This is a genomic window from Dissulfurirhabdus thermomarina, assembly GCF_012979235.1.
GTDB classification, from domain to species: Bacteria; Desulfobacterota; Dissulfuribacteria; order Dissulfuribacterales; family Dissulfurirhabdaceae; genus Dissulfurirhabdus; species Dissulfurirhabdus thermomarina.
The window spans coordinates 15,042-39,959 of record NZ_JAATWC010000004.1 but is presented as its reverse complement, the minus strand read 5'-3'; the positions used below and the strand labels follow the sequence as shown (position 1 = coordinate 39,959).

The 24,918-nt window shown below is 72.8% G+C and carries 20 protein-coding genes and 1 riboswitch; of the genes, 6 read left to right on the top strand and 14 right to left on the bottom strand.

The annotated features are described in order from the left end of the window. Positions 1-95 precede the first annotated feature (95 nt). Positions 96-2,636, top strand: a complete 2,541-nt coding sequence (gene fdhF / locus HCU62_RS12575; protein ID WP_343066725.1) for a formate dehydrogenase subunit alpha — start codon at positions 96-98, stop codon at positions 2,634-2,636. Between the two features lie 242 nt (positions 2,637-2,878). Further along, positions 2,879-3,061: a hypothetical protein gene (locus tag HCU62_RS06120; RefSeq protein ID WP_163299417.1), complete on the top strand. Its 183-nt coding sequence runs from the start codon at positions 2,879-2,881 to the stop codon at positions 3,059-3,061. A 189-nt stretch (positions 3,062-3,250) separates the two neighbouring features. On the opposite strand, the gene HCU62_RS06115 is transcribed toward HCU62_RS06120, so the two are convergent. From HCU62_RS06115 to HCU62_RS06105, 3 genes are all read right to left on the bottom strand, one after another. Further along, positions 3,251-4,021, bottom strand: coding sequence for an ATP-binding protein (locus HCU62_RS06115; RefSeq protein WP_163299416.1), 771 nt, complete (start codon positions 4,019-4,021; stop codon positions 3,251-3,253). 24 nt (positions 4,022-4,045) lie between these two features. Next, positions 4,046-5,620, bottom strand: coding sequence for an HD domain-containing phosphohydrolase (locus tag HCU62_RS06110; protein WP_169755508.1), 1,575 nt, complete (start codon positions 5,618-5,620; stop codon positions 4,046-4,048). A gap of 80 nt (positions 5,621-5,700) precedes the next feature. Next, a complete protein-coding gene (locus HCU62_RS06105) occupies positions 5,701-6,378 on the bottom strand; it encodes a response regulator (RefSeq protein ID WP_163298988.1) in 678 nt (225 codons plus the stop codon). A gap of 371 nt (positions 6,379-6,749) precedes the next feature. Here HCU62_RS06105 and HCU62_RS06100 point away from each other — a divergent pair, with 371 nt between their 5' ends. From HCU62_RS06100 to cobI, 3 genes are all read left to right on the top strand, one after another. Then, a complete protein-coding gene (locus tag HCU62_RS06100; protein WP_163298987.1) occupies positions 6,750-8,543 on the top strand; it encodes a DUF6178 family protein in 1,794 nt (597 codons plus the stop codon). A gap of 17 nt (positions 8,544-8,560) precedes the next feature. Then, positions 8,561-8,772: riboswitch (cobalamin riboswitch) on the top strand. A gap of 106 nt (positions 8,773-8,878) precedes the next feature. After that, positions 8,879-9,820 (top strand): ABC transporter substrate-binding protein, encoded by a 942-nt coding sequence (locus HCU62_RS06095; RefSeq protein WP_169755507.1) that lies wholly within the window; start codon positions 8,879-8,881, stop codon positions 9,818-9,820. Further along, positions 9,817-10,560 carry a precorrin-2 C(20)-methyltransferase gene (cobI, locus tag HCU62_RS06090; protein ID WP_163298985.1) on the top strand — a complete coding sequence of 248 codons (744 nt, stop codon included), beginning with the start codon at positions 9,817-9,819 and terminating at the stop codon, positions 10,558-10,560. Before HCU62_RS06095 ends, cobI begins: the two co-directional genes overlap by 4 nt. 10 nt (positions 10,561-10,570) lie before the next feature. On the opposite strand, the gene HCU62_RS06085 is transcribed toward cobI, so the two are convergent. The 11 genes from HCU62_RS06085 to HCU62_RS06035 form a co-directional block, all read right to left on the bottom strand. After that, positions 10,571-11,263 carry an LOG family protein gene (locus HCU62_RS06085; protein ID WP_163298984.1) on the bottom strand — a complete coding sequence of 231 codons (693 nt, stop codon included), beginning with the start codon at positions 11,261-11,263 and terminating at the stop codon, positions 10,571-10,573. After that, positions 11,260-12,051 carry a DNA repair protein RecO gene (recO, locus tag HCU62_RS06080; protein ID WP_163298983.1) on the bottom strand — a complete coding sequence of 264 codons (792 nt, stop codon included), beginning with the start codon at positions 12,049-12,051 and terminating at the stop codon, positions 11,260-11,262. Before recO ends, HCU62_RS06085 begins: the two co-directional genes overlap by 4 nt. 33 nt (positions 12,052-12,084) lie before the next feature. Beyond that, entirely contained in the window at positions 12,085-13,062 is a 978-nt protein-coding gene (locus HCU62_RS06075; RefSeq protein WP_163298982.1) for a peptidylprolyl isomerase, read from the bottom strand. Positions 13,063-13,079: 17 nt separating this feature from the next. Continuing rightward, positions 13,080-16,583, bottom strand: a complete 3,504-nt coding sequence (gene mfd, locus HCU62_RS06070) for a transcription-repair coupling factor (RefSeq protein ID WP_169755506.1) — start codon at positions 16,581-16,583, stop codon at positions 13,080-13,082. A gap of 103 nt (positions 16,584-16,686) precedes the next feature. Beyond that, a complete protein-coding gene (locus HCU62_RS06065; protein WP_163299883.1) occupies positions 16,687-17,235 on the bottom strand; it encodes a hypothetical protein in 549 nt (182 codons plus the stop codon). A 249-nt stretch (positions 17,236-17,484) separates the two neighbouring features. Further along, entirely contained in the window at positions 17,485-18,297 is an 813-nt protein-coding gene (rsmA, locus tag HCU62_RS06060; RefSeq protein ID WP_169755505.1) for a 16S rRNA (adenine(1518)-N(6)/adenine(1519)-N(6))-dimethyltransferase RsmA, read from the bottom strand. Beyond that, complete coding sequence (locus tag HCU62_RS06055) at positions 18,294-18,875, bottom strand: DUF2062 domain-containing protein (RefSeq protein WP_169755504.1); 582 nt, start codon at positions 18,873-18,875, stop codon at positions 18,294-18,296. The genes rsmA and HCU62_RS06055 overlap by 4 nt, the downstream gene beginning before the upstream one ends. 169 nt (positions 18,876-19,044) lie before the next feature. Then, complete coding sequence (gene tsaD, locus HCU62_RS06050; protein WP_163298516.1) at positions 19,045-20,058, bottom strand: tRNA (adenosine(37)-N6)-threonylcarbamoyltransferase complex transferase subunit TsaD; 1,014 nt, start codon at positions 20,056-20,058, stop codon at positions 19,045-19,047. Between the two features lie 56 nt (positions 20,059-20,114). Then, entirely contained in the window at positions 20,115-21,422 is a 1,308-nt protein-coding gene (gene mtaB / locus HCU62_RS06045; RefSeq protein WP_163298515.1) for a tRNA (N(6)-L-threonylcarbamoyladenosine(37)-C(2))-methylthiotransferase MtaB, read from the bottom strand. Next, positions 21,413-22,450 carry a tRNA 2-thiouridine(34) synthase MnmA gene (gene mnmA / locus HCU62_RS06040; RefSeq protein ID WP_163298514.1) on the bottom strand — a complete coding sequence of 346 codons (1,038 nt, stop codon included), beginning with the start codon at positions 22,448-22,450 and terminating at the stop codon, positions 21,413-21,415. Before mnmA ends, mtaB begins: the two co-directional genes overlap by 10 nt. A gap of 28 nt (positions 22,451-22,478) precedes the next feature. Beyond that, a complete protein-coding gene (locus tag HCU62_RS06035) occupies positions 22,479-22,907 on the bottom strand; it encodes an NIL domain-containing protein (protein ID WP_163298513.1) in 429 nt (142 codons plus the stop codon). Positions 22,908-23,066: 159 nt separating this feature from the next. Here HCU62_RS06035 and polX point away from each other — a divergent pair, with 159 nt between their 5' ends. Next, the gene (polX, locus tag HCU62_RS06030) at positions 23,067-24,797 is read left to right on the top strand and encodes a DNA polymerase/3'-5' exonuclease PolX (protein ID WP_163298512.1); all 1,731 of its coding nucleotides are present in this window, start codon (positions 23,067-23,069) and stop codon (positions 24,795-24,797) included. Positions 24,798-24,918: the final 121 nt, after the last annotated feature.

The window sequence follows — 24,918 nt, the reverse complement described above, 5'->3', positions numbered from 1 at the left end:
CCGAGGCCATCCACGAGTACCTCACCGGCGAGAAGGCCGTGCCGGCCGAGAGCCGCTTCAACTTCTCCCGCGGCAAGCGCTTCGAGGACGTCGACATGCACAACTTCGACGGGTACGCCGTCCGGCTCAGCGAGAGCATGCCGGCGCGCCCCGCCGAGCGCCGGGTGGCGGACTTCGACGAGGCGGAGCTCGGCTTCTCCGAGGAGATGGCCCGCCGCGAGGCCAGGCGGTGCCTCCAGTGCGGGTGCCTGGGGCTTTCCAAGTGCACCTTCCGGGAGCTGGCCGACACCTACCGGGTGAACACCGCGAAGGCGCCGGACCGGCTGCGCTTCCCCGTGGACACGGATCACCCCTTCATCACCGTGGATCCCAACAAGTGCGTGGCCTGCGGGCGCTGCGCCCGGAGCTGCCGCTACGGGGCCCTCGATCTCGCCGTGAAGGAGGACCCGGAGACCCAGGCCCTCGCCGAGGTCTCCATCCGGCTCAACGAGCGCTGCGTCTCCTGCGGGGCCTGCGTGGACGCCTGCCCCACCGGCGCCCTCTACAAGAAGGCCGCCGTGGTGCCGCAGACCCCGGACCAGGTCTCCGTGGTCAAGAGCGTCTGCACCTACTGCGGCACCGGGTGCAACCTGGACCTCGTGGTGCGGCAGGGTGCCCTGGTCGAGGTGCGATCGGATGCCGCCGGGCCGCCCAACTGGGGGCAGCTCTGCGTCAAGGGGCGGTTCGGCTATACCTTCTATCGCCACCCGGACCGGCTGACGCGGCCCCTGGTGCGGGACGGCATCGACGAGCCCTTCCGGGAGACCGGCTGGGACGAGGCCCTGGCGCTGGTGGCCGAGCGGTTCGGGGAGATCCGCCGTCGCCACGGCGCCGACGCCCTCGGGGTGCTCTCCTCGTCCCGCTGCACCAACGAGGAGAACTACCTCCTCCAGAAACTGGCGAGGGGGGCCTGGGGCACCAACAACGTCGACAACTGCGCCCGGGTCTGACACGCCCCCTCGGTCAGCGGTCTGCTGGCCACACTGGGAAGCGGGGCGGCCACCACCCCCTTCGAGCAGATCCTCGGGACGGACGTCCTCCTCGTCTGCGGGTCCAACACCACGGAGGCCCATCCCATCGTGGGCCTCAAGGTGCGCGAGGCGGCGGCCCGCGGGACGCGCCTCGTGGTCATCGACCCCCGGCGCACGGAGGTGGCCGCCATCGCCGAGGCGCAGGAAGGGGGCCTGTGGCTGCGGCTGCGGCCGGGCACCAACATCCCGCTCCTGAACGGGCTGCTCCACTGCATCCTCGAGGAAGGCCTCCTCGACACCGCCTTCGTGGAGGCCCGAACGGAGAACCTCGAGGCGGTCCGCGCCCACGTGGCGGACTACCCGCCGGAGAAGGTCGCCGAGATCACCGGGGTGCCGGCCGACGACATCCGGGCGGCGGCCCGTCTCTACGCCGGGGCCGAAAAGGCGCTCATCCTCTACGGGCTCGGCGTGGCCGAGCACAAGGGCGGGACGGCCGGCGTCATGGCCCTGGCGAACCTCGTCCTCGCCACCGGTCACGTCGGCCGGCCCCACACCGGGATCAATCCCCTCCGGGGGCAGAACAACGTCCAGGGCGCCTGCGACATGGGGACCCTGCCCTACGCGTACCCCGGCTACCAGCCCGCCGACGACGCCGAGGTGCTGGAACGCTTCGCCAAGGCCTGGGGCGTGAAGACGCTCCCCGCCCAGGACGGGCTCCTCGAGCCCCAGATGTACGAGGCGGCCATCGAGGGCCGTTTCAAGGGGCTTTACGTGGTGGGCTACGATCCGGCCCAGACGCAGGCCAACGTGGGGCACGTGCACCGGGCGCTCCAGGCCATGGAGTTCGTGGTGGTGCAGGACCTCTTCCTCACCGAGACGGCCCGCTTCGCCCACGTGGTGCTCCCCGCCGCCTGCTTCTACGAGAAGGACGGCACCTTCACCAGCGGGGAGCGGCGCGTGCGCCGGGTCCGAAAGGCCGTGGAGCCGCCCGGTGAGGCCCGGGCCGACTGGGAGATCGTCTGCGCCGTGGCCACCGCCATGGGCTTCCCCATGCACTACGACCATCCTGCGGACATCATGCGGGAGATCGCCTCCCTCACGCCGTCCTACGCGGGGATCTCCTACGACCGGCTCGGGGCGGCGGGCCAGGTCTGGCCGTGCCCCGCGCCGGATCACCCGGGGACGCCGCTCCTCCACTCGGAGTCCTTCCCCCGGGGCAAGGGCCGATTCGCCGTGGTGTCCTACGTCCTCCCGGAGGAGGACGCGGACGACGACTATCCCCTGGTCCTGGTCACCGGGCGGCGGCTCGTCCACTACAACAACGGCTCCATGACCCGCCGGTGCGAGGGCTTCGATCGCCTCGCGGCCCGCGAGACCGTGGAGGTGCACCCCGAGGACGCCGGGCGCCTGGGCCTCACGGACGGCGCCGAGGTGCGGGTGGTCTCGCGGCGGGGCGAGGTGCCCGCCGTGGTGTCGGTCACGCGGCGGAGCCGGCCGGGGTCGGTCTTCATGTCCTTCCACTTCCAGGACAGCCTGACGAACCTCGTCACCAGCCCCGGGTTGGATCCGAAGACGCTGACGCCGGAATACAAGGTCTGCGCGGTCCGCCTGGAACCGGGGGCGTGAGGGAAAGGAAGAGGGCACGATCGCTTCGTGCCTCGCGGAAAGGCGTTGACATCCGGGGACGTCTCCCCTAGGCTCTGATCATTGGAGATGGAGGAGGTGTCCGGTGTCCATTCGCCAGGAAGCTCCCGGCCCTGCGCCGGAGAAAGAGGGGCGTCGATCGCGTGATCGGCGCCCTTTTTCGTCGGCCCCGCCCCCGGATGGGGCCGCTCCCTCGAGAGGTTTCCACGGCAGGAGGTGGTCCCATGAAACGATTTCTTTGTTGCCTGGTTTGGTGGCTCACCGCGGCCTTCCTCGTGCTGGCCTACATCCTCTGCCTCATCGTCTTCGGGATCTTCCTCGGCCCCAGGCGCGCCCACGAGCACTGCCAGCCCATCCTCGACAAGATGCGGCAGCTGGCCGACTGCTGCGCCGGGAAGACCGAGTGAACCGGGACTCGGGGACGCGCGGGTCCTGCCGCTGAATCCCCCTGGCCGTGGCCGTGCTCGTCGGGCTCGGCATCCTGTGGTGGCTGTGGCGGTAGGTCCGCCGTAGGGCGATCCGGAGATCGGGGGGAACCCTGTCCGGGCCGGGCGGGTCCGTGGGCGGGAGCCGGGCCGAGGGCGGCCGGCGGCGGTTCAGCCCTCCGCCGGGGGGAAGGTGCAGCGGATCTCCCGGGGGGTGATCTCCAGGGTGGCCCCGGCCAGCTCCGCCCAGCGCCGGGCCAGGCGGATGGCCATGGACGGGATGGAGGGCGGCTCGTCCCCGTCTTCGGCCTCCGCCTCGTCCCCGGCGGGGAAGGGGGGGCCGGTGTGGCGGACGGTGAGGTGGGTGCAGCCCCCGTCGCAGGCGCTCTCGAGGTGGAGCTTCCGCTCCTGGGCCTCCCGGAGGAGCTCGGCGCAGCAGGCCAGGAGTGCGTCCACGAGGTTCCGTATGGCCCGCTCCTCGGCCACCACCGCCGGCACGTCCGGGCCGAGCACCACTTCCTTCTCCACCTGGTGCTTGAAGAAGAGGTCCCCTTGCCAGAAGAGGAGCTCGTCCTGGAGGATCTGGTTCAGGAGGGAGGGGCGGACGCCGTCTTCCATGTCCTGGCTCCGCTTCCCGATGACGTTGATCATGTCCTCGAGCCGCCGGAGGGATTCCTCCATCTGGGCCAGCTTGGCCATTCGGCCCTTGGCGCGGTCGACCAGGGCCCGGATGGCCCCGGCCGGGTCCTCCGATTCGGCCAGGGCCTCGATGGCCGCCAGCTCCTGGCCGGCGTCCCGCTTGAAGAGCTCGATCTGCATGGACAGGATCTGCATGGGGCCGTTCATGTTGTGGACGATCCCCTTGACGAACCGGCCGGTCAGCAGATCCTGGAACCGCTGGCAGAAGAAATCCCTCTCGTCGGCGCGGCTGGGCCTGTTCACGGGCGTCTCCCTCCCCTTGACTCCTCAGGCATCCGGTCCCCCCGCGGCCGGGCCGGCGGCCAGGAGGTCCCCCAGGGCCTCCACCACCCGGGGGTCGAACTGCGTTCCGGCGTTGGCCCGGATCTCCGCCAGGGCGTCCTCCGACTCGAGGGCCCGGTGGTAGGGCCGGTCGGATGTCACCGCGTCGTAGGCGTCGGCCACCGAGAGGATCCGCGCCGCGGCGGGGATCTCCCGTCCGCCCAGGCGATCCGGGTAGCCCGTCCCGTCCCAGCGCTCGTGGTGGTGCCGGATGAGGGCCAGGCCCTCGGGTTCGAGATCGAGCCGGGCCACGATCTGCTCGCCGATGACGGGGTGGCGCTGGATGACCCGGTATTCCTCCGGGGTCAGCTTCCCGGGCTTGGTGAGGATGCTGTCCCGGATCCCGATCTTTCCGATGTCGTGGAGGTGCCCGGCGTAGAGGATGGCGTTGCACCGCTGGCTGGAGCTTCCCATGAGCTCCGCCAGGCGCACCGCCATCCGGGTGACCCGCTGGGAGTGGCTCTTGGTGTACGGGTCCCGGGCTTCGAGGGAGCGGATGAGGGCCTCGAGGGTGGCGTGGTGGTTGAGGTGGAGGTTCTGGTAGAGGACCAGGTTCTCGTAGGCCAGGCTCGCCCGCTCGGCCAGGAACTGGAGGGTGGCCAGCGCCCCCTCGGGGAAGGGTTCCGGGTGGGTGGGCGCCGCCACCGAGAGGACCCCGGCCACCTTTTGCCGGCACCTGAGGGGCACGATGAGGCGGTCGTCCCACTCGGACAGGGACGGGGACCGGCCGGGGCCGGTGTCTTGGAGGGCCACGGGGTGGCCGAACCGGGCCACGCTGGCGCAGGGCGCCATGGAGCTGGCCAGGTCGACCCGGACCAGCTCCGGGCGGAAGTCCCCCCGGGCGGCCACCATGTCGAGGTGGGTGCCCGCCTCGTCGAGGGTCCACAGCCGCGCCCGGTCGCTGCCGGTGGCCGCGCAAGCGAGGTTGGTCACCTCGCGGTAGAGTTCCTCCAGGTGCTGGACCTTGCCCAGGGTCTCGCTGATGGTGAAGAGGACGGCCTGTTCCTTGAGGGTGAGCTCGAGCTGGCGGTTGACGTGCTCGAGGGCCTTGTGCATCTCCACCTCGGCCCGGAGGCTCTTCTGCTCCAGGAGGACCCGGCGCTCGAGGGCCGCCCTCTGGACGGCGAGGCGGAGCTGGTCCAGGCGGAAGGGCTTGGTGAGGAAGTCCGAGGCCCCGGCCCGCATGGCCTCCACGGTGACGCCCACCGAGGGGTAGGCCGTGATGACCACCGCCACGATGGAGCGATCCAATTCCTTGACCCGGCGGACGAACTCAACGCCGTTCATGCCGGGCATCATCACGTCGGAGAGAATGGCATCGATCCCGGGGATAGAGCGCAGCCGCTCGAGGCCCTGGTGACCGTCGGCGGCCTCGATCACCTCGCACCCCATGGAACGGAGGCACGAGCCGAGGCTGGCGCGGACGGCCTCGTCGTCGTCCACCACCAGGAGGCGCAGGGGCCCCCCGGCGCCGGTGGCGATCGGAGGTTGTGTTTCCCGGTTGTCGCGGGCGTCCTTCACGGGATGGAGTCGACCTCGTACCGGCGTGCAAAATAACCGCGGGGTCCCTCCCCTTCAAGGGCGGGGGCCCGTGGCGTCGTTCAGACCAGCCGCCCGATGAGCCGCTTCTTCAGGGCGGCGAACTCGTTTTCGTCGATGAGCCCCTGCTGGAGGAGCCGTCCCAGCCGTTCGAGCTCGGACAGGGCCTCGTCCGGGGCGATCTTTTCCGCCTGGAAGTAGGCGGGCGGGAGCCACTCGGTGCCGAAGTAGCTCGGCGGCGCGGGGTGCCGGCCCGCCTCCGGGGCCTTTCCGCCGCCGGGCTCGCCGGGGGTCTCCGGGGCCCCCCGGAGGCGTTCCAGGAGGTAGCGGTTCTCCCGGAGCAGCTGGATGCGCTCGCAGGCGTTGTCCACGCTGATCTTGAGCTCGTCCAGGCGGAAGGGCTTGCGGAGGTAGTCGTAGGCCCCCTCCTTCACGGCCTGGATGGCGGTCTCCAGGGAGGCGTAGCCCGTGATGATGATCACCAGGATCTGGGGATGGAGCCGGCGGGCCTGGTGCAGCACCTCCATGCCGTCCACCCCGGGCATCATGAGGTCTGTGATGAGGAGGTCGTAGGGCCGCTGCTTGAGGAGGCGCAGGGCCTCGGCCCCGTCGTGGACCACCGTGAGTTCGCGGCCCTCCCCGGAGAGGAGCTCGGTGATGAGATCCCCGATGTTCTTGTCGTCCTCCGCGATGAGGATGCGGATCTCGCCGGCGGGGAGGTCGGTGGGGGCCTTGTTCATGGGGCGGTCTTCCTGGGGCCCGGTTCCATGGGCCGCGGCGGGCCCGGTGGACAGACGGTCTTTATCCACGAGTCTCCACGAATGCACTAAGGGGAGGCGATCCCGCCCGGATGGCCGGGACCGGGGCGCGCAGCCTCGTCTCCGGCTCGTCGAGGTCCATCAGGGTATCATGGTGGCCGGGTTTCGTCACGGATCCAGGTTGTGCTCGACGGGTGGAATGGTTATGTTCCTTTCGCGGCGCCGGGGCGTCCGATGACCGGTTTCTCTCCATACCTATCGGCCCCGGGGGGCCGGAACTTGACGAAAAGACACCCGGGGCCGGAGGCCCCGCGCCGGCCGACCTTCCCGGCACCCGGCGGCGGCCGACGACCATGACGCGTTCTCCCTCGACCTCTCCCGAGCCCACCCTCGAACGGCTTGCCGCGGATCCGGAGCGGCTCCTCCGGCTGCCCCCGGCCGAGGCGGAGCGGCTCATGAACGCGCTCTCCCCGGAGGACCAGGCCAGCCTGGTGTTGCTGGCTCCCTGGTCGAGGCGGCAGGAACTCCTCCTCCTCTCCGCCAGATCGGGGGAACTGGTCCCGGGCCTTCCGGTGGAGGAGTTCTTCTGGACCGTGAAGGCCGTGGGGCCGAGGGACGCGCTGCCGCTCCTGCGCCTGGCCGCCCCGGCCCAGCTCCAGTTCATCTTCGACCTCGACTGGTGGCACAAGGACACGCTTCGGCCCGAGAAGGTGGCGGCCTGGCTGATCCTCCTCCTGGAGGCCGGGGAGGATGCGGCGGCGGCCTGGCTGAGGTGGATCGCGGCGCGGGACCTGGAGCTGCTGGCGGCGCTTTTCCGCCTCTTCGCCCGCGTGGAACGCCGGCCGGACGACATGGACTTCATGGAGGCCCGCGATCGGCTCCCGCCCTTCACCCTGGACGACCTCTACTTCGTGGCCTTCCACCGCCAGGAGTGGCAGCCGCTCCTGGCCCGTTACCTGGACCTGCTCCTCCAGTTCGACCCGCCCGCCTACCGGGCGGTGATGGAAGAGCTGGTCTCGGGGCTCCCCACGGAGAACCTCGAGGCGGCCTACCGGTGGCGGGCTGCCCGCCTCGTGGACTTCGGCGTGCCCGAGCACGGCGAGGCCCTGGACATCTACGCGCGCCTGTCTCCCGCCCGGGTCCACCGCCTGACCGCCCTCGAGGCGCGGGCCGCGGCGTCCGGGACCCCCGCCGTGCCGTCCTTCGTCCCCACCCTCTACCTCGGGCCCATGGAGGCGGTGCGCCGGGCCGTGGAGGGGATCGCCGGTACGCCGGCCATGGAGCGGGTGCTCCACGAGTGGGTATGGGCGGCCAACAAGCTCCTCGTGGTGGACGACGTGGACCTCGACGACCCGGCCGCCCTGGAGGAGGCTCTGCGGCGCGTCACCGCCCACGTGAACCTGGGTCTCGAGATCCTCTCCGAGGCTTGGGGCCAGGCCCCCCCGGAGGTCCTGGCCTCGGCCACGGTGGAGGACGTGATCCGCGTGGCCCTCACCCGGGTCCGGGAGGCCGTGGCGGGAGTCCGGCGCCTGCACCAGGCCGGGGTCTTCCCGGAGGGATTGCGCCTCCTCGAGGACGATCTGGCCCAGGCGGTGTCGGGTCTCTTCCGCACGCCGCCCCTCTACTACGACGCCGGGGCCGGGACGCACCGCCCCTTCCAGGACCTCGCCGAGGTCTCCGCCGCCGCTCGGGCCTCCGACCGAGCGGCGGCCTGGTTCGGGCTCGCGGAGGTCCTCTCCCCCCACTGGCGCCGATGGCCGGAGGTCCTGCCCGCCGCAGGGGTGAACCTGGCGGGGCTCCGGGAGCTGACCTGGCCGCGGGGCCTCCTCACCGCCCTGGCCGTCCTGGAACTGGAGGGCATCGCCGAGGTCCGCCCCGTGCCCGAGGAACGGCTGGCCGAGCTGCGGCGGGCCTGGTTCGAATCCGCGCCCGCGGGGCCGGTGCGTCTCCGACCCGGGCTGGCGGCGGATCTGGCCGGTCGCTTCCGGGTCGCCGCCGGAGGGGCGGTTCCGGAAGGGATCCCGCTCCCGGAGATGGTGGCCGAGGCCATGGGCCGCCTCGCTTCGGACTGGGAGGGCCTCGCCTGGGAGACGGCCCCGGACGGCCGCTTCGTCACCGCCCTCCTCGTGGGCCTCGAGGCCGATTGACAGGAACGGCGTTTTCCGGTAACTGTTCGAATCTCTGGTCCGCCATGGAGCTCCAGACGGACCGACGGGCCGCTTCCCGGGGGAATCCGGTGCGAAGCCGGAGCGGGCCCGCCACTGTATGTGGGGACGAAGGCTGCCTCGAGCCACTGCCCGGCCGGCCGGCGGGGCGGGAAGGCGCAGCCGGAGGACGATCCACGAGCCAGGAGACCCCGGGGAGCCGAAACCGACATATGGGTTCCGTTCCGCGTGGTCCCGGAACGGGGCCGCCTGGACAGAACGCGGGCGCTTGGCCGGGGCACCAAGGGCCCTTTTTTTGTTCCTGGGGGTGAACGATCATGGGACGGTGGCTGCGCATGGGGAGACGGCGCCTGCCGTGGGGCGTCCAGGCATGCCTGGCATGCCTGGCATGCCTGGCCGGGCTCGCCCCGGCGGCCGGGTCCGCCGCGGCGGTTCGGGTGGTGGACGACCTCGGCACCGATGTGGTCCTCGAGCGGCCCGCCGGGCGCATCGTGTGCCTCTACGGCGGGCTCACCGAGATCGTCTGCGCCCTCGGCCTCGACGGGGCCTTGGTCGGCTGCACCCGGGGCGAGACCTACCCGCCCTCGGTCCGGGCGAAGCCCCGGGTCGGCACCCACCTGCGGCCCAACCTCGAGCTGATCCTGGGGCTGGCGCCCGACCTCGTGCTCCAGGGCGGCGGCCGGGCCGAGGCCGCCGTGACCGTGGCCCGGCTCCGGGCCCGGGGGATCCCGGCGGCCGTCTTCAACCCGGCCGACTTCGAGGGCCTCTTCTCCACCATCCGGCGCATCGGCGTGCTCACCGGCCGGCCGGCCGCCGCCCGGCGCCTGGTGGCCGACATGGAGCGGCGGCTCCAGGCGGTCCGGGCCTTGGTGCCCCGGGGCGCCCCGCGCCCGAAGGTCTTCTTCGAGGTCAACGAGACCTCCCTCATCGCCGCGGGGGCCCGGAGCATCGTGGACGCCGTCATCGAGCAGGCGGGCGGGCGGAACGTGGTCCGCGTCCCCAAGCGCCTGGTGCGGTGCGACCTCGAGTTCCTGCTGGCCGCGGCGCCGGACGTCTACGTGATCCAGGAGGGGGTCATGAACCCGGCTCCGTCGGATCCCCGGCGGCGGCCGAACTTCGCCCTCCTGCCTGCGGTCCGGGCCGGCCGGATCCTCCGGGTGGACGAGGCCCTCTTCTCGCGGCCGGGGCCCCGGTCCGTGCAGGCCGTGGAGCTCCTCCACGCCTTCCTCTACCCCCGGGCGGCCGAGGTGGCGCCGTGAGCCCAGGCCCCGCGGGATACGGCCGCTTCTACGGGGTGGGCGTGGGCCCCGGCGACCCCGAGCTCATCACCGTCCGGGCCGCCCGGGTCCTGGGCCGGGTGGACGTGGTCTTCAGCGCCTGCGCTCACGGGGACGGCGAGAGCCTGGCCCGGCGGATCGCCGAGCCGTACCTGGCGCCCTCCGCCCGGGTGGTGCCGCTCCATTTTCCCATGACCCGGAACCGGCGCGAGGTGGAGGCGGCCTGGGACGAAAACGCCCGCCGGGTGCTCGGCGTCCTCGAGGCCCCGGCCGACGCCGCCTTCATCACCCTGGGCGATCCCAGCACCTTTTCCACATTCACCTACCTGTGGCGGCGCCTTTCGGCCCTGGCACCGGGTCTCGAGGCGGAGGTGGTGCCGGGGATCACCTCCTACCAGGCCGCCGCCGCCCAGGCCGGCGAGCCCCTGGCCGAGGGGGAGGAATCCCTGGTGATCGTCTCCGGCGCCAAGGGCGGGGCCCAGGTGGAGCGCTTCCGGGCCCTGGCCGACAACCTCGTGGTCCTCAAGGTCTACCGGCGGGCCGAGGAGGTCGCCCGGGCGCTCCGGGAGGGGAGCGAACTCGAGGGGGTGGTGGTGAGCCGGTGCGGGCTCCCGGGGGAGCGGGTGCACCGGGGCCTCGATGCCCTGACCGCCGGAAGCGATTCCTACTATACCCTGGTCATCGCCAAGAACCGGCGCCGGCGGGAGTGGCCGCTGGCCTGAGGGGGCGGGGCTAGATGGGGCAGGACTCGGCCTGCCTCGGGGCCTCCCGGCGGATGGTCTCCACGATCTGCCCGGGGTCGTCCAGGATCTGGAAGAGCGACAGGTCTCCCGGGGAGATCATGCCCCGCGCCCGCATCTCCGTTTCCATCCACTTCAGGAGGCCCTTCCAGTAGTCGCTGCCCACGAGGATGATGGGGAAGGGCTTGATCTTCCGCGTCTGGACCAGGGTGACCGCCTCGAAGAACTCGTCCAGGGTGCCGAATCCGCCCGGCAGGCAGACGAAGGCCACGGCGTACTTCACCAGCATGACCTTGCGCACGAAGAAGTAGCGGAAGTCCAGGTGCATGGTGGCGTAGGGGTTGGGCCGCTGCTCGTGGGGGAGCCGGATGTTGAGGCCGATGGAGCGGCCCCCGGCCTCGGCGGCCCCCTTGTTGGCGGCCTCCATGACGCCGGGGCCGCCCCCGGTGACCACCGAGTAGCCCGCCTTGGCCAACTCCCGCGCGATGGTTTCCGCCGTCTGGTAGCAGGTGCTGTCGGGCTTGGCCCGGGCCGAGCCGAAGATGGAGACCGCGGGGTAGATCCGGCAGAGGGCCTCGAAACCGTCCACGAACTCCGCCAGGATCCGGAAGAGCCGCCAGCTCTCCGTGGCGCTCAATCCGTTCAGGACGTACTGGTTCTGCTGGTTGTCGTGCTCGGTGCTCATGGTGCGTCGTCGTTCCCGGCGGGCCGGCCGGCGGGCGGGCGGGCGAACTCCGCCAAGACCCGGTAGGAGGCCGGCATCCGCTGGAGATGATGGCAATGGAGCCGCCGGAGCAGTCGCAGGCCTTCCTCGAGGGTGGCCGGCGAGATGCGCAGGCGGTCCAGTCTCTCCATCGGCTTGGCGGCCAGATGGGATAAGGTCCGAAGGGTGCCGGCGCTCACCCGGAGGGCCGGGTCCTCCCCGGGGCGGCAGCAGACGGGCCCTCCGCCTTCGAGGCTGAAGGGGAGGTCCACCCCGGCGGCCGGCCGGCCGCACCGGGGGCACCGGTCCCACGTGGGACCGTAGCCCGCCAGGGCGAGGACCCTGGCCTGGAACCAGAGGGAGAGGCGGGCCGGGTCGGCGCCGGGGGCCGCCAGGGCCCGGACGAGGTCGTCCAGGAGCCGGTAGGCTCCCGGCTGCGGGTCGCCCTCCCGGAACCACAGGTCCGCCAACTCGCCGCAGAGGGCCGCGTGGGGGTAGGCCTCGAACCGGGCGGCGAAGTCCGGCGGCGAGGCCAGGACGTCGGCCCCGTCGAGGCGGCCGAGCCCCGAGGTCCGCGGCGGGGCCACCCGGGCGCAGATCCGGGTGAAGGGCTCCAGGGCGTTCAGGAAGCGGCGCCGGCTCCGCTTGGCGCCCTTGGCCACCACCCGGGTCTTGCCCGCTTCCAGGGTGAAGAGGGTGACCAGGCGGTCGGATTCGCCGAGGTCGCGGCCCCCGATCACGATGGCGGACAGCACGAGGAGATCAGGCATGGCACGGTGGCGGGGTCGGGCCCGGCCGGGGGGTCACAGGAGGATCCGGATGGCCGCCTTCTTTCGAAGCTCCCGGACCCATTCCTCCAGCCGCCTCTCGAACTGGCGCTGGTAGAGCCGGGCACGAACCTTCTCCTCCAAAAGCCGCCGGGCGGCCTCCGGGCCGCGCAGGACCTCCTGGAGCTGGAAGATCTGGAACCCGGACGGGGTCAGCACCACCGGGCTGTGGCCCCCCGCCGGGAGGTGTTCCACCACCCGGCGGATCTCCGGGGAGAGGTCCTCCGGGGAAAAGGCTCCGAGATAGCCTCCGTCCTGCCCGGTGGGGGCGTCGGAGTAGCGGGCGGCCAGCGCCGCGAAGTCTTCGCCCGCATCCAGGGCCTTCAGGGCCGCCTCGGCGCGGCGGCGGGCCTCGGCCTCGGCTTCCGGTCCTTGGCCCCGGGGCATGAAGAGGATGTGGCGCAGCACGTACTGGGGCCCTTTCGGGGCCTTCGGGGTCTTTTCCGGCGGCAGCTCCCGGATGGCGGCCTCCACGTCGGCGGGGGTGACCACCACCTGGGACCGGACCCGGAAGTTGACCACCCGCGCCCGCAGGATCTGGTTCTTCAACTCCGATTCGTAGCGCTCCCGGTCGATGCCCTGGCGGGCCAGCTCCTGCAGCATGGCCTCCACCGTGGTCCCGTTGCTCTTGGCGATCCGGGCCATGGTGTCCCGGACCTCGGCGTCGGAGACCTCGATGTGGAGCCGCTTGGCCTCCTCGGTCACCAGGATGTCGTCCACCATGCGGTCGAGGACCTCGGCGAGGACCCGACGGCGGTCGGTGCGGCCGGCGGCCGCCAGGGCGGGCCGGGCCTTCTCCTCCAGCTCCGAGAGGGTGATGGCCTGGTCGTTCACCACGGCCACGATGCGGTCCACGGTATGGCCGGCGCGGGCGGCGGAGGCCGGGGCCAGGGCCAGGAGGAGGACGGCGCCCAGGAGGCGGAGGGTTCCGGTCGGGAGGGCGGGCAGGCGCATGCGAGGGATCATCCGCACTATGTAGCTTTTTCGGGCACGGCCTGCAAGGCGCGGGCGGCGGCCGCCAGGAGGTCCTCCCCCGGCGCGGGGCGGAAGAAGACCTTGAGCCGGCCGTCCGGGAGCGGCCGGAGGGAGGCGTCGGAGCGGACCCGCCGGAGGAGCCCGTCGGGGTCGGGTGGGCCCGCCGGGGTGAAGGCGAGGACGAGCTGGTGGGACCATCGCTGCCGCGTGGCCCGGTCCCGGGGCTCGGTGCAGTCGAGGCGCGCCACGTTCCGTGCGGCGAGGTCCCGCTTGAGGGCCATGACCCGGAGCATGGCCGTCACCTCGGGCGGGGGGGCGCCGAAGCGATCCTCCAGTTCGTCGGCGAGGTCCGCGAAGTCGGCCTCGTCCGCCAGCCGGGCCATCCGGCGGTAGAGGGCCAGGCGCTGTTCCACGTCCGGGACGTAGTCCTCCGGGATGAAGGCCGGGACCGGGAGGTGCACCTCCGGGTCGATCCGCTCCCCGGCGGGTTCGCCGCGGATCTCTTCCACCGCCTGCTGGAGAAGCTCCAGGAACATCTCGTAGCCGACCTCGGCCACGTGGCCCGATTGCGAGACGCCCAGGATGTTGCCCGCGCCCCGGATCTGGAGGTCGCGCATGGCCAGGCGGTAGCCGCCGCCGAGCTCCGACAGTTCCATGATGGCCCGGAGGCGCTTTCGGGCCTCGGGTGCCAGGTCTCCCAGTCGGGGGACCAGGAGGTAGGCGTAGGCCTGCTCCCGGGCGCGGCCCACCCGTCCCCGCAGCTGGTAGAGGTCGGCGAGGCCGATGCGGTCGGCCCGGTTGATGACGATGGTGTTGGCCGAGGGGATGTCGATGCCCGACTCGATGATGGTGGTGCAGACCAGGCAGTCGATCTCGCCCTTCAGGAAGGCGAGCATGATGTCTTCGAGCTGCGTGGCGGGCATGCGTCCGTGGGCGGTGCGGATCCGGGCCCCGGGGACGAGGCGCCCCAGGTGCTCCGCCAGGCGTTCCAGGCCCTGGATCCGGTTGTGGACGAAGTAGACCTGGCCGCCGCGGTCGAGTTCCCGGGTGAGGGCTTCCCGGAGGACGGCGTCGTCGGCCTCGGCGAGGAAGGTCTTCACCGGGAGCCGGTCCCGCGGCGGGGTGTCGATGACCGAGAGGTCCCGGAGCCCGAGGAAGGAGAGCTGGAGGGTCCGGGGGATGGGGGTGGCCGTGAGGGTGAGGCAGTCCACGGTCTCGCGCAGGCGCTTGAGCCGCTCCTTGTGGCGGACGCCGAAGCGGTGCTCCTCGTCGATGACCACGAGGCCGAGATCGGCGAACCGGACATCGGGCTGGAGGAGACGGTGGGTTCCGATGACCACGTCGATCTCGCCCGAGGCCACGCCCGCCAGGACCCGCCGCTGTTCGGCGGGGGGCTTGAGCCGGGAGAGGGCGCCCACCTTCACCGGGAAGGCGCGGAACCTGTCCCGGAAGGTGCGCTCGTGCTGCTCGGCCAGGAGAGTGGTGGGCACGAGGACCGCCGCCTGCCGGCCGTCCACCACGGCCTTCATCACGGCCCGGAGGGCCACCTCGGTCTTGCCGTAGCCCACGTCGCCGCAGACCAGGCGGTCCATGGGGCGCTCGGAGGTCATGTCCGAGAGGACGTCCTCGATGGCGGCCGCCTGGTGCGGGGTCTCCTCGTAGGGGAAGGCGGCCTCGAACTGGCGGAAGAGGGTGTCCGGCGGGGAGAAGGCGGTCCCGCTCCGGACCCGGCGGGCGGCGTAGAGCTCCACCAGTTCGTGGGCGATCTCGCGGACGGCCTTTCGGACCCGGCCGCGGGCGGCGGGCCACCGGGTGCCGCCGAGGCGGTCGAGCCTCGGTTCCCGTCCCTCCACGCCGACGTACTTTTGGATGAGGGCGAGGCGATCCACCGGGAGGTAGAGCTTGTCCTCGTCCCGGAACTCGAGGAGGAGGTATTCCCCCGGCACGCCCCCGGCCTCGAGGTGCACCAGGCCCTGGAAGCGCGCGATACCGTGGTCCCTGTGGACCACGTACTCGCCGGGCCTGAGGTCCTCGAAGGCGAGGGTCTCGCCCCCGGCCTCGGCGCGCCGGCGGGCCCGGCGCGGCCGCCGGCCGCCGAGGAGTTCGTCCTCGGTGAGGACCACCAGGGCCTCGCCCGGCAGCATGAACCCGCAGGTGAGGGGGCCCGAGCGCAGGTGGAGTCCTGGGGCGGCCGGCACCACCTCCGCCGTCTCCGGGGCGGGGGAGAGCCCGTGGTGGGCCAGGAGCCGCGCCAGCCGCTGCCGCTGCCGCTCCCCCGGGGTCACCAGCACCACCCGGTCGCCGGCCTCGATCCAGGACCGGAGGCGGTCGAAGGCCGGGCCCGCCGGGTCGGCCGCCGCCCCGGCGGGCGGCGGCGCGGGTGGCTCGGGGAGCCTGGAGCGGATCTCGATGACGCCGTCTTCCCGGCTTCGGGGGCCGAGCCCGGAGAGGCGCCAGCGGGGAGACGCCTCCAGGGCTCGGTGGAGCTGGGCCGGGGAGAGGAAGAGCGCCTCCAGGTCCGAGAGGACCCGGTGCTCCGCCGCCGCCAGGTCGTGGTTCCGGGAGGCCCGCTCCCAGAAGGCCTCGGCGGCGGCCGCCACCGCCTCGGGCTCGTCCAGGAGGACGGGGGTCCCGGGGGGGAGGTAGGCCAGGGGCGGCGGCGGGTCGGGGTGCAGCAGGGGGAGGAGGATTTCCGAGCCCTCCGCGAGGCGGCAGGACTCGATCCGCTGCAGGAGCTCGTGGACCTTCCGGGCCGGCCAGCCGCGGTCGCCCGCGACCCGGACCACCCGGTCTTGAACGGCCTGGAGGTCCGCCTCGCGGCAGCCCGGCAGGAAGACCTCCGCGGCGGGGAGGATCACCGCCTCCGGGAGGTGGTGGAGGGTCCGCTGCGTGAGGGGATCGAAGGCCCGGATCTCTTCCACCTGGTCCCCGAAGAAGTCCAGCCGGATGGGCCGGTCGTGGAGGGGCGGGAAGAGGTCCAGGAGGCTGCCGCGCACGCTGAACTCGCCCGGGGCCTGGACCAGGCGGGTGCGCTGGTAGCCCCGGGCCACCAACCAGGCGGTGAGCCCGTCGCGGTCCGCTTCCTCGCCGGCGGCCACGTATTCCACCTCGGCGAGGAGGACCTCCGGTGGCAGGGTGCGGCGGAGCAGGGCCTGGACCGGCGCGATCACCACCCGGAAGCCCTCGCCGGTCGCGGCCTGGTAGAGGGTCCCCACCCGCCGGGCCGCGATCTCCGGGGCCGGCATCATGGGGACGAAGGGCAGGGCCTCGGGCGCGGGGAAGGGCAGGACCGGGGCCGATGTGAAGAAGGCCAGATCCGCCGCCGCCTGTTCGGCCCGGGCGGGGTCGGCCGTCACCCAGAGCACGGGGCGGCGGAGGCGGCCCGCCAGGCGCGAGAGGATCCATGCCGGGGCCGAGCCGGCCAGGCCGGTGACGTCCACCGCCCGGGAGGGCGGCGAGGGGCCGGCGAGCAGGTGGTCCAGGAGGCGATCGGTGTTCACGGTCGGCGTGATGCCGGGCGCGGGAAGGTGCAGGGGAAGCGGCCCGGCCGGGTCGGGCATGATACCGCGGCCCGGCGGAGATTGCGAGGCGGCCGCCGGGGCCCTACCCGGGACAGATCTCCCGCCAGGCCTCGAAGAAGGCGGCGGCGGCGCGCTGGGCCAGGGACCGGTCGTCGAGGGCCTCGGCGAGCCAATCGGCCAGCCCGGTCTCCATGGGGGCGCCCGGCGCCGGCCCGGGGAGCGGGAAGAGGCCGAAGTGGTCCCGGAAGAGCTCGTAGTTGGTCATGAAGTGGGTCGAGAAGTACTCGTGGGCGGGGGCAGGTATGATGTCTTGCTTGAAGAATTTTCTATAACTCAGCCTTGCAAGGTAAGAACCTATCTCCAGTACCCGGTCGTCGGCCGCCTCCATGGTCATTTGGAGGGCGAGGCGCCGGTGGACGAGGTGGAGGGCCGCGTGGACCAGGGCCAGGAGCAGGCGTTGGCGGAGGGGTTCGGGGAAGGGGTCCGCGGCGGCGAGGACGGCTTCCGTGCAACCGGCGGCCGTGCGGAAGACCGTTTCGGCCAGCCGGTTGGGATCTTCCGATGCCAGGTCGGGCCCGAGGCCGGCGGCGGGCCGGGGGCCGCCGCCGGTGATGTCGCCCTTACGCGCCATGGGAACGGCGGCGGGCCGCCGCAGCGGCGGCCCCCGGGGCCGGGCAGGGTGCCTTCCGGGGGGCGGCGCGGTGGGAGCCTTGGATCATGGAAGCGACCTCGGACGATGTGGATTCTCCGGGGCCGCCGGCCCCGGGCGGCGTCGGGGCCTCCGCGGCGGCGGCCCGCCGCGATGCCCCGAGCCTCCGGCGCATCATGCCAAGTTTGTCACGTTTTGGCAACGGCTTAGGCGGGGACGGCCGCGGGGCGTTCACAGGGCCGCCATGGCCTCGCAGAGGCACAGGTACCCCTCCGGCGGCACCGTTTCCGGGCGCTGGCCCGGGTCGAGGCCGCAGGCGGCGAGGCAGCGCTCGAGCCTGTCCCCCGGGATCCCGTCGATGCCGGCGAGGGCGTTCCGGAGGGTCTTTCGCCGCTTCTGGAAGGCCGCCCGGACGAGACGCCGGAGGCGGTCGGGGTGGCGGACCTGGAAGGGCGGATCCCGGAAGTCGATGTCCAGGACCGTGGAGCGGACCTTCGGGCGGGGCCGGAAGGCCTCCGGCGGCAGTTCCATGAGCCGGGCGAGGCGGCAGGAGAGACCGAGCAGCACGGTGAGGATGCCGTAGTCCTTGCCTCCCGGGGCGGCGAGGAGGCGGTCGGCCACCTCCTTCTGGAACATGAGGGTGGCCCGCCGGACCACCCGGCGCGATTCCCAGAGCCGGAACAGCACCTGTGTGGAGATGTTGTAGGGGAGGTTGCCGAAGAGGCGGAGGGGCCCGCCGAGTTCTTCGGCCAGGCCGGGGAGGTCCGCCTCGAGGATGTCGGCGTGGCGGACCTCCACGTTGGCGGGAAGATCGCCCTCGGCCGCGAGCCACTCCACGAGCCGGCGGTCCACCTCGATTCCCACGACACGCCCGGCCACCCGGGCCAGTTCCCGGGTCAGCGCCCCGAGGCCCACCCCGATCTCCACCACGGTCTCCCCGGGCCGGAGCCCGGAGCGCTCCACGATGGCCCGGACGGTGTGGCCGTGGACCAGGAAGTTCTGGCCCAGGGCGCGGCGCGGAAGCGGCGGACGGGGGGAAGTCATCCGCGGCGGCCGGGCGGGAGGGAGGGCGGCCCGGCGCCGGAGACCCGCCGGTTCCGGTGCCTCCGGTAGGCCCGGTAGACCCAGAGGAAGCCCGCGTAGCCCACCGCACCGCCCGGCAGCGCCATGGCCACGCCCCCGACCATCATGCAGCGGATCAGGGTGCCGCCGGCGTGGAAGAAGGCCGAGGCGGCGGTCACGACGTCGGCGGATTCCACGGCCGCCGCCAGGAGCCGGGCCTCCGAGGCGTCGAACCGGGCCCCGGTGAGCACGGCGCCGATCTTCCAGGCGGCCAGGTACTGGAAGGGGATGGTCACCGGGTTGCTCACCAGCCAGCTGGCGATGACCGCGGCGATGAGGTTGCCGCCCAGGAGGCCGCAGAGCACCACGATCAGCACGGTGTGGAAGGGGATGGTGGGGGTGAGGGCCACGGCGATGCCCACGGCGACCCCCCGGGCCAGGAAACACGGGTCGCCCTGGAGCCGGAGCAGGCGGAGCCAGTAGTAACGGAGGAATCGGGTCGGTGCCAGCCGGGTGGGAGGCGGCGTTGGCTTCGGCGGGGTGTCGTCCGGGTGATCCATGTGCGCGGAGCCGGGTCTCAGCGGCGATGGCGTCACGAAGGACCGCAGGCGCCGGATGTCCCCCTCTCCGCGGCGGATTTCGGGTACGCTGCGTTTCCTGCGGTGCTCGCGCCCTGAACGGGCGATTTTCGTTTCGCCATCCACGCTGTCCGAAGGCGTTGCGAGGCCGTCACCGAGGCAACCGAGAGAAGGCGTCGATGTCGGCCTCCGGCGCCGGGCCCTCCCGGAACCGGTGGTATCCGGCCATGGCGATCATGGCGGCGTTGTCTGTACACAGGGCCTCCGGCGGGAAGAAGACGGTGAACCCCTCCGGGGCGGCCCGCTCGCGGAAGGCCGCCCGGAGCCTCCGGTTGGCGGCCACGCCCCCGCAGACTACCAGATTTTTCACACCGTGGCGACGGGCGGCGGCCAGGGTCTTCTCCACCAGGACGTCCACCACGGCCTCCTGGAAGGAGGCGCAGACGTCGGCCACGGCGGCCGCCCGGTCCCGGAGGCCCTCCACCCGGGTCCGGACCGCCGTCTTCAGGCCGCTGAAGCTGAAGTCGAAGGGGCTTTCGGGGAGGCGCGCCCGGGGGAAGTCGAAGGCGGCCGGGTCGCCCCCCTCGGCCCGTTTCGCGATCTCGGGGCCGCCGGGATAGCCGAGCCCGAGGAGCTTGGCCACCTTGTCGAAGGCCTCGCCGGCGGCGTCGTCCCGGGTGTGGCCCAGCAGCTCCGCCGAGGCCGGGCCCCGGACCAGGTAGAGGCTGGTGTGGCCCCCCGAGACCACGAGGCCCACGTGGGGCCATCCGGGCCGGGGATCCCCGAGGTGGACGGCGGCCAGGTGGCCCTGGACGTGGTTGACGCCCACGAGGGGCAGGCGCCGGGCACGGGCGAGGGCCTTGGCGAAGGAGAGGGTCACCACCAGGGAGCCGATGAGGCCGGGGCCCTGGGTGACCGCGAGGCCCGTGATGTCGCCGATGTCCACCCCGGCGCCCCGGAGGGTCTCCGAGACCACCGGGACCAGGGCCTCGAGGTGACGCCGCGAGGCGAGCTCCGGGACGATCCCGCCGTAGGGCCGGTGGACCTCCACCTGGGAGGCCACCACGGAGGCGAGCAGCCGCCGGCCCTCGAGGAGGACCGCGGCGGCGGTCTCGTCACAGGAGCTTTCGAGGGCGAGAATGAGGTGTTCCGGGGGAGGGGCCATGGCGCCCATATTGCCGGGTGGCGCCGGGCGGTGCAAGCAGAGGGGGCGGGAGGGCTTCAGGAGACGGCCTCGGCGAAGACCCGCCCGCCGGACTGACCGGTGATGCGTACCCGGAGACGGCGCCCGCCGTGGTCCGTGCCGGCGGCGAGCCCGGAAAGGTGCACCCGGACGTAGTTGGGTGTCGTCCCGCGCCAGAGGCCCGTGGCGGGGTCCACGTCCTCCACCAGGCAGGAGGTGGTGCGGCCCACCTGGGCCTCGTGGAAGGCGGTCCGCTTCGTCTCGCCCAGGGCCCGGACCGCCCGGACCCGGGCCTTCTTGACCGCCGACGGGACCTGCCCCGGCAGAGCGGCCGCCAGGGTGCCCGGGCGGGCCGAGTAGGGGAAGGCGTGCACGTAGGTGACGGGCAGCCCCTCGAGGAAGGAGAGGGTCTCCAGAAAGTCGGCGTCCTCTTCGCCGGGGAACCCCACCAGGACGTCGGCGCCGATGGCCGCCCGGGGCATGGCCTCCCGGAGGCGGTGGAGGCGCTCGGCGTATTCCCCGGGGGTGTAGCGCCGGTTCATCCGAGCCAGGATCCGGGCGCTGCCGCTCTGGAGCGGGACGTGCCAGTGGGGGGCCAGGTTCGGGGTCCCGGCGGCCCAGTGGACCAGGGTGTCGGTGATCTCCAGGGGTTCCAGGCTGCTCAGGCGGAAGAGGACCTCCGGGAAGGCCGGCGCCAGCTCCCGGAGGAGATCCAGGAGGACCCGGCGGGGGGAGAGGTCCTGGCCGTAGGCCCCCAGGTGGATGCCGGTGAGGACCACCTCCCGTACCCCGGCCCGGGCGAAGCTCTCCACCTGGCGGTGGACCAGTTCCGGCGGGAGACTCCGGCTGTGTCCGCGGGCGAAGGGGACGATGCAGTAGGAGCAGAAGGCGTCGCAACCGTCCTGGACGCGGACGAAGGCCCGGGTCCGCGCGGGCGGGCGCCGGAGGAGGCGCCGGGGAATCTCGCGGATCCGGCCGATCTCCCCCACGTAGAACTCGAGGCAGTCCTCGGAGGCCGAGGCCAGCTCGGCGAGCTGGGCCTTGAAGTCGTTGCCCACGAGGCAGATGGCCCCCGGGACCTCGTCGAGGATCCGCTGGGCGTCCACCTGGACCTGGCAGCCCGTGGCCACCACCCGGGCCGCGGGGTTCCGGCGCCGGGCCGCTCGAAGGGCCTGGCGTCCCTGGGCGGCGGCCCTGGCCGTGACCGCGCAGGTGTTGACCACGTAGAGATCGGCGGCCTCCCGGAAGGGGACCACGAGGGCACCCCGGTCTTCGAAGGCCTCCGCGATGGCGGCGGACTCGTACTGGTTCACCTTGCAACCTAGGGTGAAGATCGCTACCCGCATATTTCACCGCCGCCGAGCACCATGTCGTCCTCGTAAAATACCGCAAACTGGCCGGGCGTGACAGCCCGCGCCGGAGCGAGGAACCGGACCCGGACGCGCCCCCCCGCCTCCGGGTGGAGCCGCGCGGGCAGCCCCCCGTGCCGGGAGCGGATCCGGACCCGGGCCGGGGCCCCGGGCCGGGGCGGTGCGAGCCAGTTCACGCCCCGGGCCGTGAGCTCCCGGCACAGGAGGTCCTCGGCCTTTCCCACCACCAGTCGGTGCGCCGCCGGCTCCAGGCGGACCACGTAGTAGGGGGTGGCGTCCGGGAGGCCGATCCCCCGCCGCTGGCCCACGGTGAAGCGGTAGAGGCCGTCGTGGCGCCCGAGCACCCGGCCCCGCACGTCCACCACGGGGCCGGGGCGGGCGATGTCCGGGACCCGTTCCCGGAGGAAGTCCCGGTAGTCGCCCCGGAGGAAGCAGATCTCCTGGCTCTCGGGGGCGGTGTAACGGGCGAGGCCGGCCCGGCGGGCGAGGGCCCGGACCTCGGTCTTGGCGAGGTCGCCGAGGGGAAGGCACAGGCGCGGGAGGGCGCCCGGGGCGACGGCGTGGAGGAAGTAGGACTGGTCCTTGGCCCGGTCCCGGCCCTCGAGGAGCCGGGAGACGCCTTCGCGGCGTTCGACCCGGGCGTAGTGCCCGGTGGCGAAGGCGCCGAGGCCCAGCCGGTCCGCGGCCTCGAGGCCCGCGGCCACCTTGATCCTCGGGTTGCACAGCACGCAGGGGTTCGGGGTGCGGCCGGAGCGGTAGGCCGCCACGAAGGGATCGATCACCTCGCGGGCGAAGCGCTCGGTGAGGTCGCTTTCGTGGAGGGGGATGCCGAGGCGGGCCGCCACGGCCCGGGCCGCTTCGCGCGACGCCCGGGCGGCGGGCGTGTCCGCGAGCCGGAGGTGGAACCCCTCCACCCGTCGGCCGGCCTCGAGGAGCCGCCAGGCGGCCACCGCGCTGTCCACCCCGCCGCTCAGGGCGACGAGGACGCTCTCGGGTTCGGGCACGGACACCTCGACGAAGGGAGGGCGGCGCTCAGGCCAGGACGGACTCCTTGTCCAGGCGGATCTCCATGGCGCGGACGGGGCAGACGCTCACGCAGAGCTCGCACCCTGAGCACCGCTTGGGATCGAAGCCGACCTCCATGGTGGCCGGGTCGAGAAAGAGGGCATGGGTGGGGCAGATGCCCGTGCAGGCCCCGCACTGGATGCAGGTCTCGGTGCGGCGCCGGATCTGCTGGGCCACGGACTTCACGTTCACCCCGCGGGAGCGGAGGTACTTGAGGCCCTGGCTGACGTTCTTCTTGTGGCCGGAGATCTCGATGACCATGAGGCCGTCCTGGCCGGGCAGGACGGTGGCCTTGAGGATGTTGAAACAGAGATCGTAGTCCCGGCTCAGGTTGCAGACCAGGGGCTGGTCCGTGATCTCCCTGGGGAAGCGAAGCACCAGCATCCGCGTGTACATGGCGAACCTCCGTTCCGGACCGGCGCCCCCGATGTCAAACCGGCCGCGTGGTCAACATATTTTTAAATTAAACCCTTTTCCGGGATCCTGCACCCGGTGCCCGGGCCCCGTGGCGGTTTCCGCCCGGCCGTCCTATCCTGAAGGTGTCAGGAGGCCGCCATGGATAGCCGAGACATCGCCAAGACCTTCCGGGACATGGCCCGGCTCCTCGAGGTGGAGGGCGCCAACCCCTTCCGCGTCCGGGCCTACCAGCGGGCCGCGGACGCCCTGGAGGAACTGGGCCCCGACCTTCCCCGGGTGGTCGAGGCGGGCGGCCTCACCGAGATCCCCGGCATCGGGCGGGACCTGGCCGCCAAGGTCCGGGAGGCGCTCGAGACGGGGCGGATCCGGGAATACGACGAGCTCGCCCGGCGGGTGCCCGCAGGACTTCTCCAGGTGCTGGCCGTCCCGGGGGTCGGCCCCAGGAAGGCGCGGCTCTTCTTCGATCGCCTGGGGGTGGCCTCCCTCGAGGCCCTGGAGGCGGCCGCCCGGGAGGGGCGGCTCCGGGAGCTGCCGGGGGTGGGGGCGCGGACCGAGGAGCGGATCCTGAAGGGGATCGCCCTGGTCCGGGCCGGCATGGCACGGCGGCCCATCGGCACGGTCATGCCCGTGGCCCGGGCCCTGGCCGGCGCCCTCCGGGCCGTTCCGGGGGTGCACCGGGTGACCGTCGCCGGAAGCCTCCGCCGCTGCCGCGAGACGGTGAAGGACGTCGACCTCCTGGCCGAGGCGGAGGCGCCCGAGGCGGTCTCGGCGGCCCTGGCGAGGTTGCCCGGGGTCGCGGAGGTGCTGCTCTCCGGCCCCACCCGGACCAGCATCCGCCTGGAGGACGGGCTCCAGGTGGACCTCCGCTTCGTCCCGCGGGCGTCCTACGGCGCGGCCCTCTGCTATTTCACCGGGTCCCAGGCCCACAACGTCCGCCTGCGGGAGCTGGCGGTCCGAAAGGGGCTCAAGGTCAACGAGTACGGGGTGAGCCGGGCGGGGGTCACGCTGGGAGGCGAGCGGGAGGAGGATGTCTACGCCGCCCTGGGGCTCGACTGGATCCCTCCCGAACTCCGGGAGGACCGGGGGGAGATCGAGGCGGCCCAGGCGCACCGGCTTCCAAGGCTGGTGACGCCGGCCGACATCCGGGGCGACGGGCACGTCCACTCCCGCTACAGCGACGGGGCCGCCACCCTCGAGGAGATCCGGGCGGCGGCCGCGGCCCGGGGGCTCGAGTGGGTGATCGTCTGCGACCACTCCCGGTCCCTCCGGATCGCCGGCGGACTCAGCGAGGAGCGGCTCCGGGAGAAGACCGCCGAGATCCGCCGCCTCAACCGGTCACGGTCCCCCGGCGACCCGGTGCTCTTCTGCGGGGTGGAGGTGGAGATCCTGCCGGACGGGGGCCTGGACTACCCCGACCCCGTCCTGGACGAGGTGGACTGGGTCCTGGCCGCGGTGCACACCGGATTCGGGCAGGACCGGGCCAGGGTCACGGACCGCATGATCGCCGCCGTGTCCCATCCCCGGGTCCACTGCCTGGCTCACCCGAGCGGCCGGCTCCTCGGGGAACGGGATCCCATGCCCTATGACGCCCCGGCGGTCTTCGAGGCGGCGGCACGCCACGGAACGGCCCTCGAGATCAACGCCTCCTGGCGCCGGCTCGACCTCGACGACCTCCAGGCCCGGGCGGCGGCCGCCGCCGGCTGCCGCCTCATGCTGGGAACCGACGCCCATGCCCTGGAGCAGATGGACCAGATGGAGTGGGGGGTGGGGATCGCGCGGCGGGCCTGGCTGGGGCCCGACCAATGCCTCAACACCCTTTCGGCCGAGGCCCTCGAGGCCTGGGCCGCCCGGAAGGGGAAGGGCGCCTGAGGTCTTGTCCCGCCCGGCATCATTTGCTAAGGTGGCGCCAAAATGGACCGGGCCGGCGACCCGCCTGCAGGCCGGCGGGGCGCATCCCGCCGTGAAGGCGGGGCATCCATGGCGACACGGC